At 45.8% G+C, this 21,160-nt stretch carries 17 protein-coding genes; 8 read left to right on the top strand and 9 right to left on the bottom strand.

Annotated features, from left to right (window positions below):
* Positions 1 to 85: 85 nt before the first annotated feature.
* Both CWE22_RS09075 and CWE22_RS09070 read left to right on the top strand, forming a co-directional pair.
* Positions 86 to 1,666 (top strand): amidohydrolase family protein, encoded by a 1,581-nt coding sequence (locus CWE22_RS09075; protein WP_169931117.1) that lies wholly within the window; start codon positions 86 to 88, stop codon positions 1,664 to 1,666.
* A 38-nt stretch (positions 1,667 to 1,704) separates the two neighbouring features.
* Positions 1,705 to 3,606 (top strand): serine hydrolase domain-containing protein, encoded by a 1,902-nt coding sequence (locus tag CWE22_RS09070; RefSeq protein WP_169931116.1) that lies wholly within the window; start codon positions 1,705 to 1,707, stop codon positions 3,604 to 3,606.
* 58 nt (positions 3,607 to 3,664) lie between these two features.
* Here the strand turns inward: CWE22_RS09070 and CWE22_RS09065 are convergent, their stop codons facing one another.
* The gene (locus CWE22_RS09065) at positions 3,665 to 4,993 is read right to left on the bottom strand and encodes a type II toxin-antitoxin system HipA family toxin (RefSeq protein WP_169931115.1); all 1,329 of its coding nucleotides are present in this window, start codon (positions 4,991 to 4,993) and stop codon (positions 3,665 to 3,667) included.
* Positions 4,993 to 5,313, bottom strand: coding sequence for a helix-turn-helix domain-containing protein (locus tag CWE22_RS09060; RefSeq protein ID WP_169931114.1), 321 nt, complete (start codon positions 5,311 to 5,313; stop codon positions 4,993 to 4,995). Before CWE22_RS09060 ends, CWE22_RS09065 begins: the two co-directional genes overlap by 1 nt.
* 169 nt (positions 5,314 to 5,482) lie before the next feature.
* Between CWE22_RS09060 and CWE22_RS09055 the strand changes: the two genes are divergently transcribed.
* Positions 5,483 to 5,893 carry a PH domain-containing protein gene (locus CWE22_RS09055; protein WP_169931113.1) on the top strand — a complete coding sequence of 137 codons (411 nt, stop codon included), beginning with the start codon at positions 5,483 to 5,485 and terminating at the stop codon, positions 5,891 to 5,893.
* Here CWE22_RS09055 and CWE22_RS09050 read toward each other — a convergent pair.
* Positions 5,874 to 7,874, bottom strand: coding sequence for an LTA synthase family protein (locus CWE22_RS09050; RefSeq protein ID WP_169931112.1), 2,001 nt, complete (start codon positions 7,872 to 7,874; stop codon positions 5,874 to 5,876). The genes CWE22_RS09055 and CWE22_RS09050 overlap by 20 nt on opposite strands.
* 106 nt (positions 7,875 to 7,980) lie before the next feature.
* On the opposite strand from CWE22_RS09050, the gene CWE22_RS09045 reads away from it, so the two are divergent.
* Genes CWE22_RS09045 through CWE22_RS09025 form a run of 5 tightly spaced genes read left to right on the top strand, consistent with a single transcriptional unit; the run spans position 7,981 to position 12,617 of the window.
* Entirely contained in the window at positions 7,981 to 8,343 is a 363-nt protein-coding gene (locus CWE22_RS09045) for a diacylglycerol kinase (RefSeq protein WP_169931111.1), read from the top strand.
* Positions 8,331 to 9,020, top strand: coding sequence for a phosphatase PAP2 family protein (locus CWE22_RS09040; RefSeq protein ID WP_244596037.1), 690 nt, complete (start codon positions 8,331 to 8,333; stop codon positions 9,018 to 9,020). The genes CWE22_RS09045 and CWE22_RS09040 overlap by 13 nt, the downstream gene beginning before the upstream one ends.
* Positions 9,001 to 10,584 carry a phosphoethanolamine transferase gene (locus tag CWE22_RS09035; protein WP_169931110.1) on the top strand — a complete coding sequence of 528 codons (1,584 nt, stop codon included), beginning with the start codon at positions 9,001 to 9,003 and terminating at the stop codon, positions 10,582 to 10,584. The genes CWE22_RS09040 and CWE22_RS09035 overlap by 20 nt, the downstream gene beginning before the upstream one ends.
* Positions 10,565 to 11,233 (top strand): response regulator, encoded by a 669-nt coding sequence (locus CWE22_RS09030; protein ID WP_169931109.1) that lies wholly within the window; start codon positions 10,565 to 10,567, stop codon positions 11,231 to 11,233. The genes CWE22_RS09035 and CWE22_RS09030 overlap by 20 nt, the downstream gene beginning before the upstream one ends.
* Positions 11,226 to 12,617 (top strand): ATP-binding protein, encoded by a 1,392-nt coding sequence (locus tag CWE22_RS09025; RefSeq protein ID WP_169931108.1) that lies wholly within the window; start codon positions 11,226 to 11,228, stop codon positions 12,615 to 12,617. The genes CWE22_RS09030 and CWE22_RS09025 overlap by 8 nt, the downstream gene beginning before the upstream one ends.
* 41 nt (positions 12,618 to 12,658) lie before the next feature.
* On the opposite strand, the gene CWE22_RS09020 is transcribed toward CWE22_RS09025, so the two are convergent.
* The 6 genes from CWE22_RS09020 to CWE22_RS08995 all read right to left on the bottom strand — a co-directional run bounded on the left by CWE22_RS09020 (position 12,659) and on the right by CWE22_RS08995 (position 21,160).
* Positions 12,659 to 14,509 (bottom strand): DUF885 domain-containing protein, encoded by a 1,851-nt coding sequence (locus tag CWE22_RS09020; protein WP_169931107.1) that lies wholly within the window; start codon positions 14,507 to 14,509, stop codon positions 12,659 to 12,661.
* A 444-nt stretch (positions 14,510 to 14,953) separates the two neighbouring features.
* Entirely contained in the window at positions 14,954 to 16,972 is a 2,019-nt protein-coding gene (locus tag CWE22_RS09015) for a DUF3732 domain-containing protein (protein ID WP_169931106.1), read from the bottom strand.
* Positions 16,969 to 17,421, bottom strand: a complete 453-nt coding sequence (locus CWE22_RS09010; RefSeq protein WP_169931105.1) for a three component ABC system middle component — start codon at positions 17,419 to 17,421, stop codon at positions 16,969 to 16,971. The genes CWE22_RS09015 and CWE22_RS09010 overlap by 4 nt, the downstream gene beginning before the upstream one ends.
* Positions 17,418 to 18,545: a hypothetical protein gene (locus CWE22_RS09005; protein ID WP_169931104.1), complete on the bottom strand. Its 1,128-nt coding sequence runs from the start codon at positions 18,543 to 18,545 to the stop codon at positions 17,418 to 17,420. Before CWE22_RS09005 ends, CWE22_RS09010 begins: the two co-directional genes overlap by 4 nt.
* A 9-nt stretch (positions 18,546 to 18,554) precedes the next feature.
* Positions 18,555 to 19,673, bottom strand: a complete 1,119-nt coding sequence (locus CWE22_RS09000; protein ID WP_169931103.1) for a restriction endonuclease subunit S — start codon at positions 19,671 to 19,673, stop codon at positions 18,555 to 18,557.
* A gap of 2 nt (positions 19,674 to 19,675) precedes the next feature.
* The gene (locus CWE22_RS08995; RefSeq protein ID WP_169931102.1) at positions 19,676 to 21,160 is read right to left on the bottom strand and encodes a class I SAM-dependent DNA methyltransferase; all 1,485 of its coding nucleotides are present in this window, start codon (positions 21,158 to 21,160) and stop codon (positions 19,676 to 19,678) included.

Below are 21,160 nucleotides of genomic sequence, written 5' to 3'. Positions count from 1 at the left end.
AAAACAGCCATAACTCTAATTAAAGCTGTACAAAAGGTTTTCGGTGTGATTAATTAATCAACAATTCGAGTAACGGAAGCGAACTATGTTTCACTTTATGTCGCACCTACTGAAGCTGACGACTCTGCTGCTGGCACTGGCGTTCATGCCACTTGCGCACGCAAAGACAACCGAGACGGTTTATGACATCGTGCTAACCGGTGGACGCGTGATTGATCCCGAAACCGGGCTTGATGCGATCCGCAATGTCGGTATGCAAGGCAATACCATTGCCGTTATTACTGCAGAAGCGATCACTGCTAAGCGCATAATTGATGTCCGTGGTTTGGTGGTGAGTCCTGGGTTTATTGATATGCATGCGCACGGACAGTCTATTTTGTCTGGGCGGGTGCAAGCCTTCGACGGCGTCACTACAGCCTTAGAGCTAGAATCTGGTACTTATCCAGTGGCAGATTTCTATGCCACCCGAACGGCTGAAGGGCGCCCGATTAACTATGGCGCCTCAGTGAATTGGCTCGGTACCCGGTTAGCCGCAGTGCTCGACATGGAACCCAAAGGCAATGCGGATTGGTTTGCCGCAGCCATGAACCGACAAGGCTGGCAAAATTCCATAGCAACCCCAGATCAGTTGGCTGAAATTGAAGCACGGGTGGCTGAAGGTTTGGATGAAGGCGGTCTTGGCGTCGGTTTCTTGACCGGTTATGCGCCTGGATCAGGCTACAAAGAATATTATGCCGTCAGCAAACTGGCGGCTGCACGCAAAGCTCCGACGTTTACTCACGCCCGCTACCTGTCGATGGCAGAACCTGAAAGTTCGTTTGAAGCCATGCAAGAAATTGTGGCCGTTGCTGCCAGTACCGGTGTACAAGCGCACATTGTGCATATGAACTCCATTAGCCTGAAAGACATTCGGTTGATTGGCGAGATGATTCGTGGTGCGCAAGAACGTGGAGCCAAGATTTCAACTGAAGCGTATCCATACGGTGCCGGTGCTACGTCCATTGGTGCCGCGATGTTCCGTGGTGAAGGCTGGCGTGAACGCATTGGTGGCATTACTGCCGAAAGTTTTGTCGTCGACGGCCAGCGCCTCAATGAAGAAACCTTTACGCGCCTGCAGAATGAAGCACCATCCACTGGAATCATCATTCACTTCCTTGATACCGAGAAACCGGAAGATCAAGCACTACTCGACTATTCCATGCTGTTTCCTGATGGCGTGATTGCCTCCGACGGTGGCGATTGGACGATTGCCGGGGAGCCCATTGCTGACGACGTATGGCCGCTACCTGAAGAGGCATGGTCACATCCACGCAGCGCTGGCACTTATATGCGCTTTATTAGCCAATATGCTCGCGAACGCGGCTTGATTAGCTTGCCCGAAGCGATTCGTCGCGTCAGTTACGGCCCGGCTTCTATCTTGGAGTCGTATGTACCGCAAATGCGCCGCAAAGGTCGTTTACAGGAAGGCGCTGATGCTGACATCGTGGTCTTCGATTTCGATGAAATTCGTGACGCCGCGACGTTCGAACAACCTGCTCAGCTCTCGCAGGGTGTGAAGTACTTGCTGGTCAACGGACAACCACTGATTGATAACGGCGAACTGAATGAATCTTTGCTCCCGGGCCAGCCAGTTCGCAATAACCCAATTAAAGCTACTCGCTATTAGCGAATAACGAATAACGAATAACAACAAGGAGAACACTTATGCAGGTCAGTCACAAATTTCGTGGCAGTACGCTGTTCATGGCAGCGTTTAGCTTGCTCTTGAGTTCATTTGCACTCAGTTCGCAAGCACTGGCACAGAGCAAGCTCGAGAACATAGAAGCCTATATTGACGGCACTATTGAAGCCCAGATGAAGCTGGAAGATATTCCTGCCGTCACCGTCTCGGTGGTGGAAAACGGCGAGCTCATTTTTTCTAAAGGTTACGGCTATCAAGATTTGGAAAAACGGATCCCCGTCAGCGCTGAAAAATCGCTGTTCCGGATTGGTTCTACGTCCAAACTCTTTACCTGGACCGCAGTTATGCAACTGCATGAGCAGGGTCGCGTTGATTTGGATGCCGATGTAAACGATTACCTCGATTTCGAAATTCCTGCGACCTACGATGAGCCGATTACACTGCGTCATATTCTCGGTCACACCGCGGGCTTTGAAGACGGCGGTTTAGGTTATTTGATTCAGTACTATCCGAACAAAGGACCTGAGCTGGCTGAAGCCATGGCGAAATATATTCCGAAGCGGGTGAATCCGCCGGGTGAGGTATCGTCCTATTCAAATTACGCTACGGCGTTGGCAGGTTTAGTGGTTGAGAATGTCTCTGGCGTGCCTTTTAACCAGTACATTGTAGAGAACATCTACGAACCACTGGGCATGGAATACGCGAGCTTTGACGAACCATTGTCTGATGAATTGAATGAGCACATGGTCAAAGGCTATACCCGTGAAATGGGTAAGTTTGCTGAGCAACCGTTTGAGATGATCAATTCATTCGGTCCTGCCGGTGCCATGGCAGCAAGTGCCGATGCCATGGCAAAGTTTATGCTAGCGCACCTAAATAACGGTGAATACAACGGTCAACGCATTTTGCAAGAAGATACGGCGAAGTTGATGCACTCATTATTATTCGCTGGTGATGACCGCTTTACAGGTATGGCATACGGCTTCTATCAGAAAACCTATAACGGCCATGTGGTCATTGGTCATGGTGGCGACACCATGCAGTTCCACACCGATATGGCGTTAGATAAAGAGCAAAACATCGGTATTTTCGTGTCATACATGGATACCGACAGCAATGCCGCACGGAACAACTTTGTTGGTCAAATTTACGACCATTACTTTGACAAGCCACTCGAGCAGATAGAGCCTCCGAGCGATTTCGCCGAACGTGCAGACCAATATGCAGGGAACTATACCTTTTGGCGCCGAAACGTCAGCACCATCGAGAAAGCATTTGGCTTGATGAGTGGTGGTATTGAAGTGGTTCCTACCGAAGATAATACATTGCTGGTGGTGGGTCTGTATGGCCCACGCCAATATGTTGAAATCGGTGAGCATTTGTTCCGCCAGGTAGATGGCTCTGAACGTTTAGCGTTCTCAAGTCGCTCTGGTGATGGCATCGATACCATGTATTTCGAAGGTCTGCCATTTATGGGCATACAACGCACGCCAGGCTTTGAATCAAGCCTATTCAAATGGTTGATTCCTGGCTTCTCACTGCTGTTGTTCTTGCAAGTGATTGTGAGCTGGTTCTACCGTCGCAAACATTACAAAACGTTGGAAGGTCCGAATCGCAAGTTAGTCTATAGCTCGCTGTGGATGAGCTTAGTACACTTCTTGTTTGTCGTACTCATTGCCGTGATTGCCATTGGCTTTGCTGACTCGCTATATAGCGGTATTCCAACCGCCATGAAGTTGGTATTGGGCTTATCGGTCATTGCCGTGCTGCTGAGCTTAGTCAGCGCGTACTTCTACGTGAAACGCTTGCAAGCAGGCACTGCTTCTGTAGCAAGTCACATCTACTATGGTGTGGTGGTGCTAGCTGGCTTGTTCCTCTCGTACTTCTATTACTATTGGAACTTGTTAGGTTGGAACTACTACTAACTCTAGTGTGACTTAGATGTAAGTAAAGCCCCACACTTCTGCAGAGTGCGGGGCTTTTTTATGCGGTGAATGCAGTCAGCCGCAAATGCTTTTCAATGCTGTTGGCGAGATCGGATGGGACGTCATGTTCTTTGGCTAATTTTGGCCACAGCGCCACAGCGTCGATCACGTCATCAATCATGGCATCAATATCAGCTCTGGCAATGCGAGGCAGTTGCTCGTCTGCTAGCGCATAAAAGTCTGCTCGAGTATGTTCGCTACGTTTCCCGTTTAATGACATCCAGTGCTTCTCAACCCACGGATTTCCAGCTTTATAGCTAAAAGCAACGTCGTAGGCAGGTGCCAGTCGCCAGGTGTTATCAACCAGCATAAATGCAAAGTTTTTACTGTGGTCGTCATGGTTGGTCGCAACATGATTAAACACCATACGCCGAAATAAATTCATGGCATCGATACGGGGCAATCGCAGCTCACGGGCAACTTTGAATAGCTCCTCATAGGAGAAAGCGCCAATGGCTTGATAGTTCACATGCTTAATCGCAGTGAGGGTTTGAATGTGACGTTTCTGATTCCCGACGCGGTCAAAGCGCTCTGTCACAAAATGACGCCGATTGCCCTCTGGCAACAATCGGCACGGCATCATGTCGATTTTTGCAGCCGTTGCCAGCAGCGAATAGACATACTCCATGGCACCGTACCCCATAGGGTCGCCAAATGTTTGCTTTGATGATTCACGTTCGCGTACGCCATCAAATTTCAGAATATAATGCTTAAAGTTGTCGGGCACTTCCCCCTGACCGGAGCGAACCTGCGAGAAGTCTTCATTAAAGGCAAGCACTGCTTTGGGTCGCGCCCCACCTGCGCTGGTACCGACTGCTAATAACGCTTGCATCATCTCTTTGTCAGCAATGCTGTCGTCAAACTGCACGCTTTGCTCAAATTGGCTGCGCTCATCCAATACTGACTGAGCCACTTTCGCCAGCGTTTCGATATGCAACGCTTGGTCGGTAGGAAAACCTCGACCTCGCTGAACGGGGAAGTACTCAAGCGCTCCCATGCCACGGGTGCCGGTATACTGCAGCCGCTCAAGAGGCGTCAACTCAGCAGTACGACCCGGTTGTTGCGCCAGCCAACGATTCAAGACCGCATTACCGAAATCATCGGGCAATGAGTCTGCCAGCATGCCCGGCAAGCCGCGAAAGGTGTCCCAATTTAAACCCGGGAATGAATAGATCCGCTGCTTTACCAGCGGCATCGTTAATGGCGCTAGCGGGATATCGCGCTCGACAAACTCAGGAAAATACTCAAACCGAGCAGCCGCATCACCTTCATCATAGCTAAGCGCACCGACCGGATCGCCTTGATAGCGTACTTCAATGGTAGCCATTACCAGTCTAACTCCTTATCATCGCTGCGCTTGATACGGTTTTTTCCGCTCGCGCGTTGTTTCTGCTGTGTACTACTTTTCAGCAATTGAACCGGTGATACGCCCTCGTCTGGGAAGGCTGCAAGCAACTGATCTAATCGACCCAAAGCATCCATGATTGCGATATAGGTACTCAGCGTGCTGATACCGCTTTCCGCATTCTTAACCGCTTTCAGCGACACGTCAGCCAACTCAGCTAAGGCTTCTTGCGTCAAATCTTGATTGAGACGATACTGCTTGAGGCGCTGTCCAACCTTTTCCGCTACCGCTTCATGCTTCATATAAAAATACCTAAAAGGGCTATAAATTTATAATTTAAGTATAGTAGACCTTTTAAGAACTACAAATTTAATTACATAGTTGATCGATCAGACCTCTGCCCAGTAGTTGTTCAAGTGCTGCTTTGGCGGTAGAGTTGATGCCTAAGTTTAGTATTTTGAAGGAACAACAATGACGTACATTGAAGAGTCACTCTCGACGGACGAGAAGATTGAACACCTGTTCAAATTGCATTGGTTTGCGTATGTGCCGATGTATTTATGGATTGTGTTGGCGTTGGTCACCTTCGGTTTAACCTTACTGATTGCTTTGTACGAATACTTCCGCCTGAAAAATATTGAACAAGGCGTGACGAATAAACGGGTGATCAATAAGTTCGGCATTATCAGTCGCAAGAGCGACGAAATGAAATTGAAATCCATTGAAACGGTCGAAATTGACCAAGGCATCATGGGCCGTATTTTTGGCTACGGCACGGTGCGGGTGACCGGTCGCGGTACTAGTGATGTGCAATTTAAGAAAATCGATGATCCTCTGCACGTCAAGCGGAGCATTGAGAGTATTAGCAACCCGATTGGGTGATTTCCACCGCTGACGGACACCCCGTATCATAGGCTCTATTTCGATAGAGCCATGATGGCAGCAATGCATGCGCTCTGGCCTTTTCAACTGCCGATTGCTCCACTTGTTGACCTCGCACAAATCTCTTTTCAGCAAAATCATAGTAACCCGTTATCGCACCGTTCGGCGTTAAAATGACAGATGTATTATCGGTTAACCAAGCGTAATTCGAGCCAAATTGCATCATCGCTCGATTTGCCGGTGGCGCCTCAGCACTCGAAAGATCTTGCCCCAGAGCTGGGGTAAGTGACGAAACGCCAGCAAGTGAGATAACCGTTGGCATGAGGTCAATTTGACTGGTAATCGAGTCGACTATTCGCGGAGCCAATGAGTGACCGAGAATTAATCCTGGAATATGAAACTTGTCGATAGGTACCAGTTCGTCACCATAAACACGCGTATCATGGTCGGCAACAATCAGAAAAATCGTATCTTCCCAATAGTTGCTCTGTTTGGCTTGCTGAATGAATTTACCTAATGCGTAGTCTGCATATTTGACGGCATTCTCAACACTCTGCAGCGGTTGGTTGTAGGGTTCAATGGTTCCGTTCGGAAACTCGAAAGGCTCGTGATTCGACGACGTAAAAACTAAACTGAAAAATGGCGAATCCGTTTCGGCTAATTCACTAAATCGTTGGTGTGCCAGTTGAAACAAATCACCATCGCTGGCACCCCAACTGCCGACAAATTCTGGATTTTTGATGCTCTCGATGCCAAGTGTCGACTGAAACCCGTTGCCCGAAAAGAAGCTCTGCATATTATCGAAATGCGTTTCACCACCATACAAAAACTCAGTAAAGTAGCCCTGCTCAGCTAATAAACTCGCTGCCGTATAAAAATTTTGCTGTGACAAAGACAACTTTACCGTACTGCGCGCAGGTGTTGGCATAAAACTCGAAATAACCGCCTCAATACCGCGCACAGAACGAGTGCCGGTAGCATACAGATGAGTAAACCACCAACCTTCACTCTTAAGTTGTTCAAGGTTCGGCGTCACCGGAATACCACCGAGACTCTCCACAAATGTAGCGCCCAAGCTCTCCTCTAATATAACGACAATGTTCTTGGGTTTTTGGGTCATCACTGACGCTTGATTAAAATGAAGCGTCGGATAGTTTGGATTTGGAAATTGCTTGCTGGCTAAATAGGGTTGCGCCCGCACTTGCGCGAGCATTTCATCAATCGGCATCTCGCCATAAATAGCCGCTGCATCGGCCTCGTGGCGTAAGTTATAAACTGCATACTCAACGGAATAAGCCGAGTTAATAATCAGATCATTCACCAATGCATCGGACGTTACGGCGAAGAAAGCAGGATTCGCAGGGCGATGCGCGAGCGTCGAACGAATACCCACAATCTCCAACACAACCAGCAAAGGCCACAATATTAAGGCAGCCCGAAAACTGAAAGTCTTACTCTTTTGTCGCGCATGAAGATGTCGGGCAACTTTAATTAAGAGTACGACGCTCAATGCAAGAATCAGCGTGCTTGCAATCACCCAAAACTTAAAACCACCCCAAAGTGTACTGAATACTTCTTGTGGATGGTTTAAGTATTCAATAAACAATCGATTTGGGCGTAAGTCATATTGAAGTATGAATGCGGGGGTCGCCGCTTCCATGAAAATAAGGAAACTCAGCGCTAACACGAGCCAACTGACTTGAATTTTGAGCCATAAATTCTGTCCGAATTTGTGAGTCAGTAATGGTGCCATGAGCAAAATAGGGAGTGTCAAATAGCCCATCTGAATGACATCGGCTCTTAACCCAAGTGCGAGCAATTCAATAACATTTCCAGCAGCCGACACGCGATCCCAGTGCCAGATAAACAAGAACCCGCGGCTCAAGCTTAAAATTACGAGACCCAATACATAACCTATCAGCAACGTCTGGTATGGTTTATATGCTGCATAAAGCAATTTCTGTTGTTGAAAAAGGCGCATTGTTATCTGACCGCTCGTACTATGATGGCGCCAGCATAATCACCGAACCTTAAGGTCAACTTAATATTGCCCAAATAAACTGCTTTTTATTTGTCAGAGGTAGTTTATGAAACCGGGCCAGACAGGATTAACGCGCATCTATCATGCGACTCACTATTCATTCAAAGGATTGCGAGCAGCATGGCTTTTTGAAGCTGCCTTTCGTCAAGAGGTTTGGCTGGGGTTGGTTTTATTTCCCATTCTCATACTGGCACCGATTACTATTACCGAACGAGCAATTCTACTCTTATCGTATTTCACGCTTTTATTGACCGAGTTACTCAACTCAGCGATTGAAGCGGTAGTGGATCGCATTGGTCCTGAATTTCATGAACTCAGTGGGCGCGCAAAAGATATTGCCTCTGCAGCCGTGTTTATTGGTCTCACTCAATTAATGGTTATTTGGAGTGTGATTCTGTGGCCACATTGAAAAACTCACTCCAGCGCCCCCTGACTGTGATGCTTGGATTCGTCGCTCTCCTATTCGTACTGGAAGTTTCCGGTTTAAAATTCGACATTGCGGCGACCTTTTTCAAGTTAGAAGGCGAGCAATGGTCGTTACGTAATCACTTTATTACCAAAACCATTTTGCACGAGAGCGTCCGGTGGCTAAACATAGTTGCAGTGCTTGGCCTGCTGATGGTGATCGTCTACCAATACATTGGCCGACCGTTTGCCACGGATAAACATCGTTATGCTCTGCTGCTCATCTCAGTGCTCTTTTCGTTTGGGCTGGTGAACTATTTCAAATATATCCTAGGAATGGACTGCCCGTGGGATCTACAGCAGTTCGGAGGGAGTCAGCCATACGTGCCACTGTGGCAGTTCCGACCGGAAGATCAAGCAGCGGGCCGCTGCTTCCCTGCAGGACACTCTAGTATTGGCTTTGCTTGGATAGCTTTGTACTTCTTTTGGCGCCAGCGGCATCCCGTCCGAGCCCGGAGAGCATTCGTTACCGCTCTTATTATCGGCTTCATCCTGGGACTGTCTCAGCAATTGAGAGGCGCGCACTTTTTCATTGATGATGTCACAACAGCATTTATTTGCTGGTGTATTCCCGCCATTATTTTTCACATCGGAGACGCACATGCGAGTGTTCAACGCTAAATCATTCAGTTGGTCGCTTGCCGTATCAGCGTGGCTGGTGATTGCCTACTCAAGTCCATTACTCGGCGCACTGGAACAATATCAGGCGGGTACACTACTGCAGCTCAAGATTGGTCTCTTGTTGTGGCTTTTTTATGCAGCATTCTTGTCACTAAGTCGCGCGTTAGGTTGCTTCAAATTCGTTGCTATTGCACTCATCATGATTGCGGCTCCAGTGAGTTTTTTCATGCAACAGTATGGGGTTGTTATCGACCCCGACATGTTAGTGAACACAATCGAGACTGACATTGGCGAAACCGCTGATCTGCTATCGCTCGCGCTGTTTCAGCATCTCTTTCTTCTCGGCATTGTACCGAGTGTTCTTATTTGGAAATTTGATTCGTCGACAACGCACTGGTCAACTCAACTGGGACAAGGAGTCTTAGCATCAACTTTGCTAGTGGCGGTCATGAGCATTGTGATGTACGCCAATTATGATGACTTCGCATCATTATTTCGGAATCACCGCGATATCAAATATCGAATTGTTCCTTTCAATGCCATTTCATCAAGCGTTTCGGTAATTAAGCAGCACTTCGATGTGCCGGCAGAATTTGTGACCTTAGGCACGGATGCAGTACAAAGAAAATCCATATCCAAACCTAAAGTAATGGTCGTCATTGTTGGGGAAACCGCTCGCCCCGACCATTTCTCGGTGAATGGTTACCCTCGGTTAACTACACCGAAACTGAATAGACTGGCAGCAAGCGGACAAATCCTCAGCTACCCGCACGCGATTTCCTGCGGCACCGCCACGGCTATATCCGTGCCCTGCATGTTCAGCTTCGCCACTGCAGAGACATACAACGATACCGTTCGATCGTCCAGTAACGTTCTCGATGTGTTGAAACAGGCTGGCATTTCGGCCACTTGGATTGAGAATAATTCTGGTTGTAAGAATGTCTGTGACCGTATCGAAACGACGCTGCTCGATCAGCAGGATTGCGCAGAGCTAGAGTGCTTCGATAATGATATGTTGACGCGTTTAGCTTTGCTCTTACAACAAACGGAGCACGACCGTGTCATTGTTTTGCACCAAATGGGTAGCCATGGTCCGGCTTATTACAAGCGCTCTCCTCAGTCACTCAAACAGTTCCAACCGGAGTGCGAGAGTGCTGACTTGACCGAATGTAGCAAGGAACAAATTGTCAATGCCTACGACAATAGCCTACTCGTAACCGATAGGTTGATAAGCGGTGTCATCGAATTATTACAGGGGCCTACCGACATCGACGCAAGTATGATGTATGTGTCTGATCACGGTGAGTCACTCGGCGACCATGGTTTTTACTTACACGGTTTGCCAAATTGGTTAGCGCCTGCTGAACAGCGTCAAATTCCGTGGATTGTGTGGCCAACAACTCAGTTTAAAAAGTTGAGCATAGACAACCATGAACCAGTGAGCCATGATTATCTTGCTCATACATTATTAGGATTTTTCGAGGTGGAAACCTCGTTGTATAACCAGCAGCTGGATTTAATTGATGCCACAGGAAGTGTAAACGTTGCGCATACTACTCCTTGAAGATCACCAGTCGCTCGCCGAAGGCATCATCCAAGGCCTTGCGCGAATGGGGTATGTGGTCGATCACTGTCTGACGCTTGCGCAAGCGGACGCCGCATTGAGCACCGACACATTCGATCTCGCAATTTTTGATTTGGGACTCCCTGACGGGCGCTCGGTCAGTCTCATTAAGCGTTTACGCAAGAACGGTAATCGCTTGCCTATTATCGTGCTAACCGCATTTGATGATATTGATAATAAACTCGCGGCACTCAATGAGGGTGCCAATGACTACGTTGTGAAGCCCTTTGAATTGCGCGAATTAGAAGCGCGTATTCGCGCACAACTCCGAAGCCAAACTCAGCAAGCCAATGATACCGTGATCTGTGGTGAACTGATTATTGATCTCGCCGCGCAGCAATGTCGTGTTGGTGAACACATGATCCACCTCACTCGACTCGAGTGGCTCATCATCAAACAGCTCGCTCTTCACCTCGGTAAAATTGTCAGCAAAGAGCAGCTAGAGAGCGCATGTTATGGCTGGGGTGGCGATAACGAGAGTAATTCCTTAGAAGTACATTTGCATCATCTGCGCAAGAAATTACCGCCAAATATTATTCATACTGCTCGGGGCTTAGGCTACCGACTTGCGAGTCAAAACCATGAGTAAATGGTCGTTACGGCGGACCTTAATCATCGGCATTAACTTGGCGGTAATCGCTGTGTTAATGATCACCACGTGGAATATCTATCGCGATATTCTGCACGAAATTGATGAAGTTTTTGATGCGCAAATGGCGCAAACCGCAAAGTCGATAGCTTCTCTGTATCCGGTCGATGCGCTCGCTGAATCCAATCCAAAAGAAATCCCGTTGTCGAGTTTTTATGACTTGGGTGAAGTGGACGATGGCTCTCTAGAGCGTGGTCAAAGTGGGCACAAATATGAGCATAAAATCGGCTTTTTTGTCACCACCGAACAAGGTCAACCACTAGCATATACTCAGCAGGCGCTCGCTTTTGACTTTACCGACAGACGTGCGGGTTATCATGACGCACAGCACAGCGGCTACACCTGGTTCGTCTACAGCTATTACTCCGCAGCAAAATCTATTTGGGTACATACCTTTCAACGCGAAGATATGCGTAGTGAACTCAGTGGTTATTTAGCTCGCGATCAGTTGTATCCATTGTTGTTGATGTGGGTGCCGATTAGCTTGATTGTGCTGTTTATCGTTTACTTTGCGCTCAAGCCGATCAACCGATTGGCGCAAGATTTGCGCTCACGTGAGGTAGACCAACTCCATCCTATTACAACGGACTTACCGCAAGAACTGGAGCCTATTCGTGCCGCTGTGAATGTTTTATTGGCACGAGTCGACTTGTTCTCTAAGCGTGAAAAGCGATTTATCGCAGACGCCTCACATGAACTGAGAACACCTTTAAGCGCGATTAAAGTGCACGCTGAGAATGTCCAACATGCTAACGATCCGGTGCAGGCCCAACAGTCGGCAGCGGCCATTATTGAATCCGTTGACCGTATGTCGAATTTGGTAAACCAGCTACTTAGTCTGAATAAATTGGATAGCTCTGCAGCACTATCGAACTCGACGCCACTACAGGTGAAAGAACTTGTTATGGCTGCAATTAATGGTCTATCCAGTAATGATGTTGAACGATTTCAGTGGGATATTGATATTCCAGAAATCACGGTTCTCGGCAATGAATTGTTGCTGACGAGCGCAATTTCCAATGTGCTCACGAACGCCATGAAGTTTTCACCCCTTGAAAGCGTCATCGCAATTCACGCTCAAACGAAGGCCTCACAGGTTGTTTTGAGTATCACGGATCAAGGCAGCGGCGTACCTCACGATGTTCTGCAGCATTTGGGCGATCGCTTTTATCGGCACCAAGAGCACTCGCACATTGAAGGGGCTGGTTTAGGTCTTTCAATCGTCGCAAAAGTCATTGAGTTGCATCAAGGAACACTGACGTTTAAACAAGCTGAACCCAGTGGATTGGTGGTGGAAATAGAACTACCCAAAGTTGAAGGTTGACGCGCTGCTTGATCCGCAGCGCGTCAACTCGAAGACTTCTTCTACGAGGCCTTTTTGTCAGCAATGTAGTCGTTGACGAATTGCTCAAGGATATTTAGCGGTACTGGACCGTTTGCCAATACCGTATCGTGGAACTCACGAATATCGAAAGCATCGCCGAGTTCAGCTTTGGCTTTTTCGCGTAGCTCGAGAATCTTCAACATCCCGATTTTGTAAGCCGTTGCTTGGCCTGGCATCACAATATGACGCTCCACCATTTTCACTGCATCGGCTTCTGCGTTCGGTGTATTGCTCACGTAAAAATCAATACCTTCTTCGCGCGTCCACTTCTTATCGTGAATACCGGTATCGACTACCAAGCGCACTGCACGCCACAACTCCATGGCTAAGCGACCAAAGTCTGAGTATGGGTCTTTGTAGAAACCATATTCTTTTGGCAGCATTTCGGTATAAAGTCCCCAGCCTTCACTGTAGGCAGTATAGCGACCGAACTTACGGAACGACGGAATACCCTCAAGCTCTTGCTGAATGGCAATTTGCATGTGGTGACCTGGAATACCTTCATGGTAAGCCAAAGCTTCCATCTGGTAAGTCGGCATCGACGCCATGTCGTACAAGTTAGCGTAGTAAACACCTGGGCGCGAACCATCCATAGACGGTTGTTGATAGAAAGCTTTACCCGCTGACTTCTCACGGAAAGGCTCAACCGCTTTCACAATCATGTCGGCTTTAGGCTTGGTAATAAACAGCTCATCCAAGAAGCCACGCATGGTATCGATGTAGGCTTTTGCCTCTTCCAAATAGCGTTGACGACCTTCTTCAGTATCTGGATAGATGAAGTCTTGATTGTTACGCATGTGAACAAAGAACTCTTGCAGCGTGCCTTCATAACCCACAACTTCCATGATGGCGCGCATTTCTTCGTGAATGCGAGCAACTTCATCCAGACCGATTTGATGAATTTCATCAGCGGTCAGATCGGTTGTTGTAGTGCGCTGCAACGCGTTGTTGTAGAAGGCTTCACCGTCAGGGAACTTCCATGCGCCGTCTTTGGTATCGGCTTGTTGCTCAAGCTCTTTCACAGCCGCAATTAGATTGTCATAAGCTGGCTTGACTGACTCAACGAGCGCTGTTTCAGCTGCACCTTTGAGCTCATTGAACTGAGCGTCTTCAATATCGAGGTTCTCGATTTTCTTGGTGAAGTCTTCCAGTAAAACACTCGGCTCACCATCATCAAAAGGCGCACCGGTGATGATGTTTTGGCTGTCACTAATGACGTAAGGGTAAACAAACTTCGGTGCAATAATGCCTTTCTCAGCACGAATTTTCAGGTTCTCAGTCAACTGCTCGAACAGCTCTGGTAGACCGTTCAAACGGCTGATGTAATCTTCAGCGTCATCGACCGAGCTAATGCGATGTTGGTTAATCAACAGTGACGCCACGCTCGAGTGCATGCCGAACATTTGATTGACTGGATAGTTATGGTGACGCCATTTGTAGTCAGCAATTTCTTGTTCCAGCTCTTGTTTCATGAGCTGCCAGCTTAAATAGGTTTGCTCGTCCAGTTGGCTCTCATCAATAGCCAAAACTTTTTCCAAATTCACTTTCGCGATGTCGAGCTCTTCGGCTGATTTAGCATCCGAAATATCATCCCACTTGTCTTGGTCATCTTTGATGCCCAAGTAAGACTGATACATAGGACTGCGCATTACCGCATCCATGAAGATTTCTTCAAACAGCTGATTCGCTTTTTCCGACTCGGTTTTTTGTTGCGCTTGTTGCTCAGCCGCTGACGGCGCTTCAGTTGCTGCATTGGTTTTCGGTGCTTCCGAACATGCGGTCGCGGCCAATGCCAACGACACTGCTAGCGCAATGCGCTTCATATCAAACATGGTTTGCTCCTGTTGTTTTTTATTATGTTTTACCGTGCCCACAGCATACCAAATCAGGGCAGCTGAGGGATAATGTTTCGAAGTCGCTCCTGAAATCCATCGACAGCGTGCATACCCAGCCCTTATTCGCCCATTTGAACGCAACCATGACTGGTCTATTGGTAAAATTTGACCATTTAGCAATTAATTGGACTTATTTTACTATTTACATGGTGGGTTGAGTTTTGGCTGGAGTTGAATCGGCTCAAATTGTGAGCCGAATAGCAGCATTATTCGGCTCATTTTTCCTCTCGGGTTGGGTTATAAGCCTACTCGATGTTCTGGATCTGCTTATTGAGTGAATATAAATTTCTTGATTAATCAGCGTCTTGAAACTAACTTTGAATGCTTATTGAATGAGCCTCACCGAAGATCTCACCAAGTACCGCAAAACAATCGATAAAACTATCTGTATGGCACTGGGTTAATCAAGCCTCGACTTCTCCAGCGGTTACCATTAACTAACGACTCAAACTTAACACCGTTTGACAGAGAAAGGTTATCTGCGTGATCAGTAACTATTAACTGAGGGCTAAAGCCGTATTTACTTTGCAGCTCCTCACAGTAAATTGACAGTCTACTGAACAAGTTTTCAACAGCTTTGATATCTTCGTCAATAGACCGCTCATTTCCAACCCTTTGTGCTGCTTCCTGACTCTTTTGTTCGTCAAAACTAGCAGAAATATCGCGGTTAAAATTAGGGAAGTACACCTGAGTCGGCTGGTCCAAAAATAGTATGGAAGGGATAGCGCATTTACTACCTAGCTCAACGAAATACTTATGCAAAGCCAAAAATAACGTTATATGACAATAAAGCCAGTTTGCGCCGCTACCCATTGAACGAAGGTAGATTTTTTCGTTTTCGGGCGTTAAATGATAAAGGTCGAATGTCTCAAATGAGAAATGGAGGTTAACTGGTTTATAGCTTGCCTCAAATTCAAAATGGCTACCTATGCTGGCCATATATTCGTTTACCTTAAGCGATGCAGCTGCCAAACCTTTTTGCACATCGTATTCTTTTAGTGCATCAGTAATCTTCTTGAGCTTCCTCTTTAACTTTTTGATTTCTCCATCAAGTTCAGCATCATCAGCCATATTTAAGGTATCAAGAAGTGCAAACAGCTTGGCTTTTTGCATTATAATGCTCTCATACAAGCTCTTCTGTTCGGCTAACTGCTGATTTACTTTCTCAATTTCAGCTATTTGTTGATTGAGATCGGTTAGCAACTTACTAACAATCTCTGTATCACGCTGTACTTCAATTAAAGATGATTGAAACTTTGCTTTCATAGGACGAGCTTGAGCAAGGTTCCCCGATACTTTCGTAATGGCCTGCTGAAGCTTCTCTGCACTTTGTCGCAAGTTGTCTTTTTCGGTATGGCAGAATGGGCAAACCGTGGCGGAAATATGAACATTCTGAGGTGAGTTAAAGCGTTTTACATTCTCAACAAATAGCTCTTCTTCCTGGATGTGTTTATTAATAGATGCAGCTTGACGCTGCAACTTTCGTAACTCAGAAGTTTTTTGATTGCGCGCCAGTTTCAACTGCTCATACCGTTGTGTCATAGCATCGGAACTGTGAACGATTTTCTCGGCAACTATGATGCTATCTAGCTGATCCTTTGCATCTTGAGGATGCTGGAGCACCTTTGTCAGAGATATAGGCTCATCTTTAAAACCCATTAAAGCGTAAAGCTGACTTAACACAGGGGCGACTTTTTGTTTGTAGCTTTCTGATGTGCGTTTATTGGTTTCTTTTTGCCGTTCTAAACGTTTTACATCTGTGCTTAACCGCTCTTTTTCTTGTGATAAGTGAAAGAACTTTTGATCGACAAGTCCTAAAAATATCTTTGTATGTTCAATTGCCTGATCGCGTTTTTCCTTTTCATCGAATCGATAAAACAACGCATGCTTATTGGCAACCAAGTTTTGATGCTGAAGCATAAAAGATGTAAAACTACGCACCGATGGTGTAGGTGCTTTTTGATTAAATCTCCTGTTAGCTCTCGCGGCTAAAGATTCGTCAACATCATCAATATCTAGGAAAAAGTCTCTTAAATGCTTCTTAAACTCGTTTAACGGACGAAAATAGCTAGAACTAAAATATTCGCGATCAATCTCTTCCGAATCGAATGCGTCAACACGACGGAAAAATGCTTTTGTTGCAAGATTGGGGTCTCTGGCAATCACCATATCTTGTTCATCAACAGCAAGCGCAACATAGTAAATTGCAGCACTGTTTGTAATCACACCTTTTGGAATGGTGTTCTCATCGCTGCCAAAGCAATAATCAAAAATTTCAATTAAGGCACTTTTACCGGTTGATGATTTACCGGTAACCACATTGAGCCCAGCTTGAAAATTAACAGGGTGTTTAAGACCTTGCTGGTCAATCACGCCTATTTCATGAATAAGTGTTTTCATCGCGGTTTCACTCCTAAAAACGCATAAATCTCGACCACTGAGTGACCACTAAATAACTGGCCTAACCTTTCTGCACTCTTTTTAGTGATAAAGCCGGAGACAGCCTCATCACATTTCGTTAGGCATAGCCGCTGCTCATTAACGAATAACCAGTCGTTGACTAAACAATATTGAATACACTGCTCTGTTAGGGTTTGAAACCCATCAATCCGCTCTTGTAGGTCATAGAGTTTTGTTCTGTCGTCAAATACAGACCAGATAGAGCTTCGCTTGTTCGAGTTTAACAACTTATGGCTGTATATCGGATGGCTACAAAGCGGTATGACCAACTGGGCAAGCAACAAATTGTTCTCGGATTCCTTTAAGGCCGTATAAAAAGAAGCCAAGTATGGCCCATACTCATATGGGTTGTACTTTAATTCATATAGAGCGTCGATAATGCTACTCATGGCTCAACCTTCCATTTCAAATCACGCTCGTCATCGTCCATTGCGTCATGGATAAGGCCATTTTTATATTCAATTGGCGGAATATCATTACCCATGTTGAGTGGCTGCTCTTGCATGGTCTTGTTGTAAAGTAACTTTGAGCTTTTAATTGCATCAACCGACTCAAGTTGAGCACTTGAATACGAAAGCTTGTATTTTTTTACCAATTGATTTTGATAAGTTACCGTTTTATCTTTATACAAGGGGTATTCATCAAGCTGTTCTATAAATGAGTTTTGCAACTCTAGCCAATTACCTATGGCATCGGGGATCATTGCGTGATGCTCTATCTCAGCTATTTTTTGAACAAAAAGTTTATCTTGATGTAGTTCGACCTCAAGATCTGATGCTTCATAGCCTGAGAATACTGGGAAAGTAAATTCCCTTTTACATAAAAGAGCTGTTAACTCTTCACACTTAGCCTTAAAAGCCTGCTGGCTAATACTCCATGAATGCTGCGTTGCCTGTGCATACACAAAACCAACTAACCCCTGGAGGTAACTACTTAAATTATTCTTAGGAATGCCTACAGGTTTAGCCAAAATACACTGTTCTAAATCCTGTGCGTTATCGGCCTCGGTAAACAAGGTTACTTTATCAAGTACACTTTTTAGCAGAGCTTCATTACAAGCCATCACGGCTTTTTGTAGTTTGATAATTTCTGATGGATTTTCAGCATTCCTCTTATCTTCTGGACGGCTAAAGAAAATATCTTTCAATACTTGTAAACGTTGGTCAGCAGTTTGAGTGTTCCAATCCTTCAACTGGGTTGTTGAACCAAAAGCCTGTGTGGTATGCAGTACCAAAACACCATATTGGGTATGATCGAACTCGGTAGCTAGCCAGTTCTTAAGCGTTTTCCAGAGGTTTTCATGGTGGTCAGTAAGTGCTGCCGAATAGTCTTTCACTTCCGTTTGAGATGAAGTTAAAGTATTAGGGGAAATAAGGCTCACATCACCGTCTTTTTCAAACCAAATAGATTGGCCTTCTTCCAATGCAAAGCACTTTTCCAAGCCAATCAGCACTTGGTAATGAAAGGCCAGGGCGGTTGTTAACGCGGCATTTTTAGTCTGACCACCACTCATACTCCCTCCTTAGAGCTCACCTTTAAATGCTGAATCGAGAATTGATGCTTTAAGATGCTTAAGAGATTCAATTTTTGAGCTGATTTCAGTCTGTAATTGCTCTGATTTCAAAGCAAGTTCGTCCAGTTCCTTTGCAACTTTCTGCTGGGCTTGATATGACGGTAATGAAACAATAAATGACTCCATTGTCCCTTTAGTGATATGAAGCATGCCAGCTACGCCTCGGGCGTTTGCTATTGCCTCTTCAGTGATATCTTTTAGTACCCAATAAGCATATCTGGGTGCTATCTCTACTTTTGGCTCCATTTTCCAAATGTGGTAATGGTAAATCGCTTTTTCGTCGTTCCAAATAAACGCGCCGAAAGAAGTACCAGGAGTGCCTGACCACGAAAAAAGTAAATCGCCACTTTCGCAGTATTTGCTTTCATCAAGTTCTAAATCAGAGTAATAGTAGTTTTCGCCACCTTTAAGGTTTTGAATTCGTATTACTTTGTATTTTCCCGAATCAAGAAGCTCGGATTTTTTATAGGCTCGCCCGTTATAAACATTGAAAATTTCTTTAATGGGCGTTGAGTTAACTTCTTGGTGAAATTTCTCGAACAACGCACTAGCTAACAACGACTTCGATGTGACAAGGTTTTCCTGCAAATGCTCTATGGCGGTGTCGATGCGCGTGAACAATGCATCGAGTTTTTCAACGATGCGTTTTTGTTCACTGAATGGAGGCAGAGGGAGGTTCAAATCCAAATAATCATTTCGGTTAATACCTGGTTTAACCCCTTTTTGGGAGATAGACGAAGCATCGAACCGATCTGCAAAATAAAAGAAATATTTTAGATCTAATACGTCGTGGTCGATAATTTCTACATAGTACGCAGTGTCAATCGTCCATGAAGGAGTGAGAGAGAAATTTGCTTCACCAACTGAACCTTTTCGACCAATAACAACCGTAGGTTCAGACCACAAGCACTCATTATGGCTTCCTACAACACCATTAGAGCCAAATACAGGCACTTCACCTTCAACACGATCACATGCTTTCAATGCCTTGCCATAGTGCATTTTTATGAGTGCTTTAAGCTTCTTATATTCCCAGTCATCCGGCAATGAATATAGAACCTGCTCCATGCTTACTTCTCCACCAACAGGTCTTCAATTTCGTCTAAGAGGCTAGACACCAACTTTTCCTTATTACGGATTTGTTTGAGAATATCGCTTGGCGCTAGGTGCTCGGTATCTTTTTGCTTAGCTGGGTTTTTGGCAGATAGATCATAGTCTTCAGCTAATTTACTGGCTGAAATTGTCCAGGAGCGTTCGGTAGTTTCGCGGTTGCTATACAGCTCGACAAACTCTTTTAGGTGGTCATCGGTGATCGGTTTGTTTTTAGTGAGCTTTTGCTCGGGCTCGCATTCGTAGTACCACACATCGCTGGTACCGCCGCTGCGCTCAAAAAACAGTACGTTGGTTTTAACGCCTGAATACGGCAAAAATACTCCAGCTGGCAGGCTTAAAATGGTGTGCAGGTTAAAATTTTCCAGCAACTCTTGTTTTACTTGTTTAAAAGCACTGTTGGTTTGAAACAGTACGCCTTCTGGGACTATGATGGCTGCTTTACCACCACTCTTCAGCGTTTTCATAAAGTGCTGCAAAAACAGCAACTCCGTTGCATTGCTTTGGATAGGAAAGTTTTGCTGGATTTGCGACTTCTCTTTTCCACCGAATGGTGGATTCGCAAGAATAATGTCATAACGGTCCTTTTCCTGAATATCGCGGATATTTTGAGTCAGCGTATTACCACGAAACAGGTTGGGCGACTCGATGCCATGTAAAATCATGTTCATCATTCCCATAACATAAGCTAGAGAAGTCTTTTCAAAGCCAAAAAAAGTATCGCGCTGAATAAAATCCCACTCTTGAGTTGAAAGCTCGTTTCTCTTTGCTTTTAGGTGCTCAAAGGCTTCCACTAAGAATCCGCAAGAACCCGCAGCAGCGTCATAAATCGTTTGGCCAGCCTGAGGGTCAACAACTTGAAGCATGGCACGGACAACTGGACGGGGAGTATAGAACTCTCCCGCGTACCCTCCAGCATCGCCCATGTTCTGTAAAAGGCCCTCGTATACTAATGACAGTTCAAACAGGTCTGTCTCTGACTGAAAATTCAAGTTATCAACAATATCTAACACTTCTCGCAACGTGTGACCAGAAGCGATTTTATTATCTAAATACTGAAAGATGGCACCTATTTTATAACTAAACGACTTCGGGTCGGCCGCTGCGCCCGTCGCCGCCGCATTCGCAAATCCTTTTAAGTACGGAAACAGTTCATTATTAACGTAATTGGTCAAATCATCACCAGTACGAGCTTTATTAATATCCGGTTTTCCATTGTCTGTTTTCGGACAGGCCCAATTAGACCAACGGTGCTCGTAATCAAGAACTGGTTGATACTCTTTGCCGGATAAGACTGCCTCGTCCTCTTTTTCAGACTCATAATCATCCAGAAATTTTAAAAACAGAACCCATGAGGTTTGCTCTGTATAGTGCATAGCACCGCTGATGCCATCATCGCGACGTAATATGTCGGTAATACGATCGATCTTTTGCTGTAATGACAT

It is taken from the genome of Pseudidiomarina aestuarii (assembly GCF_003987355.1).
Taxonomy (GTDB): Bacteria; Pseudomonadota; Gammaproteobacteria; order Enterobacterales; family Alteromonadaceae; genus Pseudidiomarina; species Pseudidiomarina aestuarii.
Note: the sequence above shows the minus strand (reverse complement) of the source record. Positions and strands in the feature narration are given on the sequence as shown.

What these genes read in the sequence shown, in the direction of transcription:
- CWE22_RS09070 (WP_169931116.1), top strand. Translation starts at nt 1,705, where the DNA reads ATGCAGGTCAGTCACAAATTTCGTGGCAGTACGCTGTTCATGGCAGCG.
- CWE22_RS09010 (WP_169931105.1), bottom strand. Translation starts at nt 17,421, where the DNA reads ATGAGTAGCATTATCGACGCTCTATATGAATTAAAGTACAACCCATAT.
- CWE22_RS09005 (WP_169931104.1), bottom strand. Translation starts at nt 18,545, where the DNA reads ATGAGTGGTGGTCAGACTAAAAATGCCGCGTTAACAACCGCCCTGGCC.
- CWE22_RS08995 (WP_169931102.1), bottom strand. Translation starts at nt 21,160, where the DNA reads ATGTCATTACAGCAAAAGATCGATCGTATTACCGACATATTACGTCGC.
- CWE22_RS09020 (WP_169931107.1), bottom strand. Translation starts at nt 14,509, where the DNA reads ATGTTTGATATGAAGCGCATTGCGCTAGCAGTGTCGTTGGCATTGGCC.
- CWE22_RS09075 (WP_169931117.1), top strand. Translation starts at nt 86, where the DNA reads ATGTTTCACTTTATGTCGCACCTACTGAAGCTGACGACTCTGCTGCTG.
- CWE22_RS09000 (WP_169931103.1), bottom strand. Translation starts at nt 19,673, where the DNA reads ATGGAGCAGGTTCTATATTCATTGCCGGATGACTGGGAATATAAGAAG.
- CWE22_RS09050 (WP_169931112.1), bottom strand. Translation starts at nt 7,874, where the DNA reads ATGCGCCTTTTTCAACAACAGAAATTGCTTTATGCAGCATATAAACCA.
- CWE22_RS09065 (WP_169931115.1), bottom strand. Translation starts at nt 4,993, where the DNA reads ATGGCTACCATTGAAGTACGCTATCAAGGCGATCCGGTCGGTGCGCTT.
- CWE22_RS09045 (WP_169931111.1), top strand. Translation starts at nt 7,981, where the DNA reads ATGAAACCGGGCCAGACAGGATTAACGCGCATCTATCATGCGACTCAC.
- CWE22_RS09060 (WP_169931114.1), bottom strand. Translation starts at nt 5,313, where the DNA reads ATGAAGCATGAAGCGGTAGCGGAAAAGGTTGGACAGCGCCTCAAGCAG.
- CWE22_RS09015 (WP_169931106.1), bottom strand. Translation starts at nt 16,972, where the DNA reads ATGAAAACACTTATTCATGAAATAGGCGTGATTGACCAGCAAGGTCTT.
- CWE22_RS09055 (WP_169931113.1), top strand. Translation starts at nt 5,483, where the DNA reads ATGACGTACATTGAAGAGTCACTCTCGACGGACGAGAAGATTGAACAC.
- CWE22_RS09025 (WP_169931108.1), top strand. Translation starts at nt 11,226, where the DNA reads ATGAGTAAATGGTCGTTACGGCGGACCTTAATCATCGGCATTAACTTG.
- CWE22_RS09035 (WP_169931110.1), top strand. Translation starts at nt 9,001, where the DNA reads ATGCGAGTGTTCAACGCTAAATCATTCAGTTGGTCGCTTGCCGTATCA.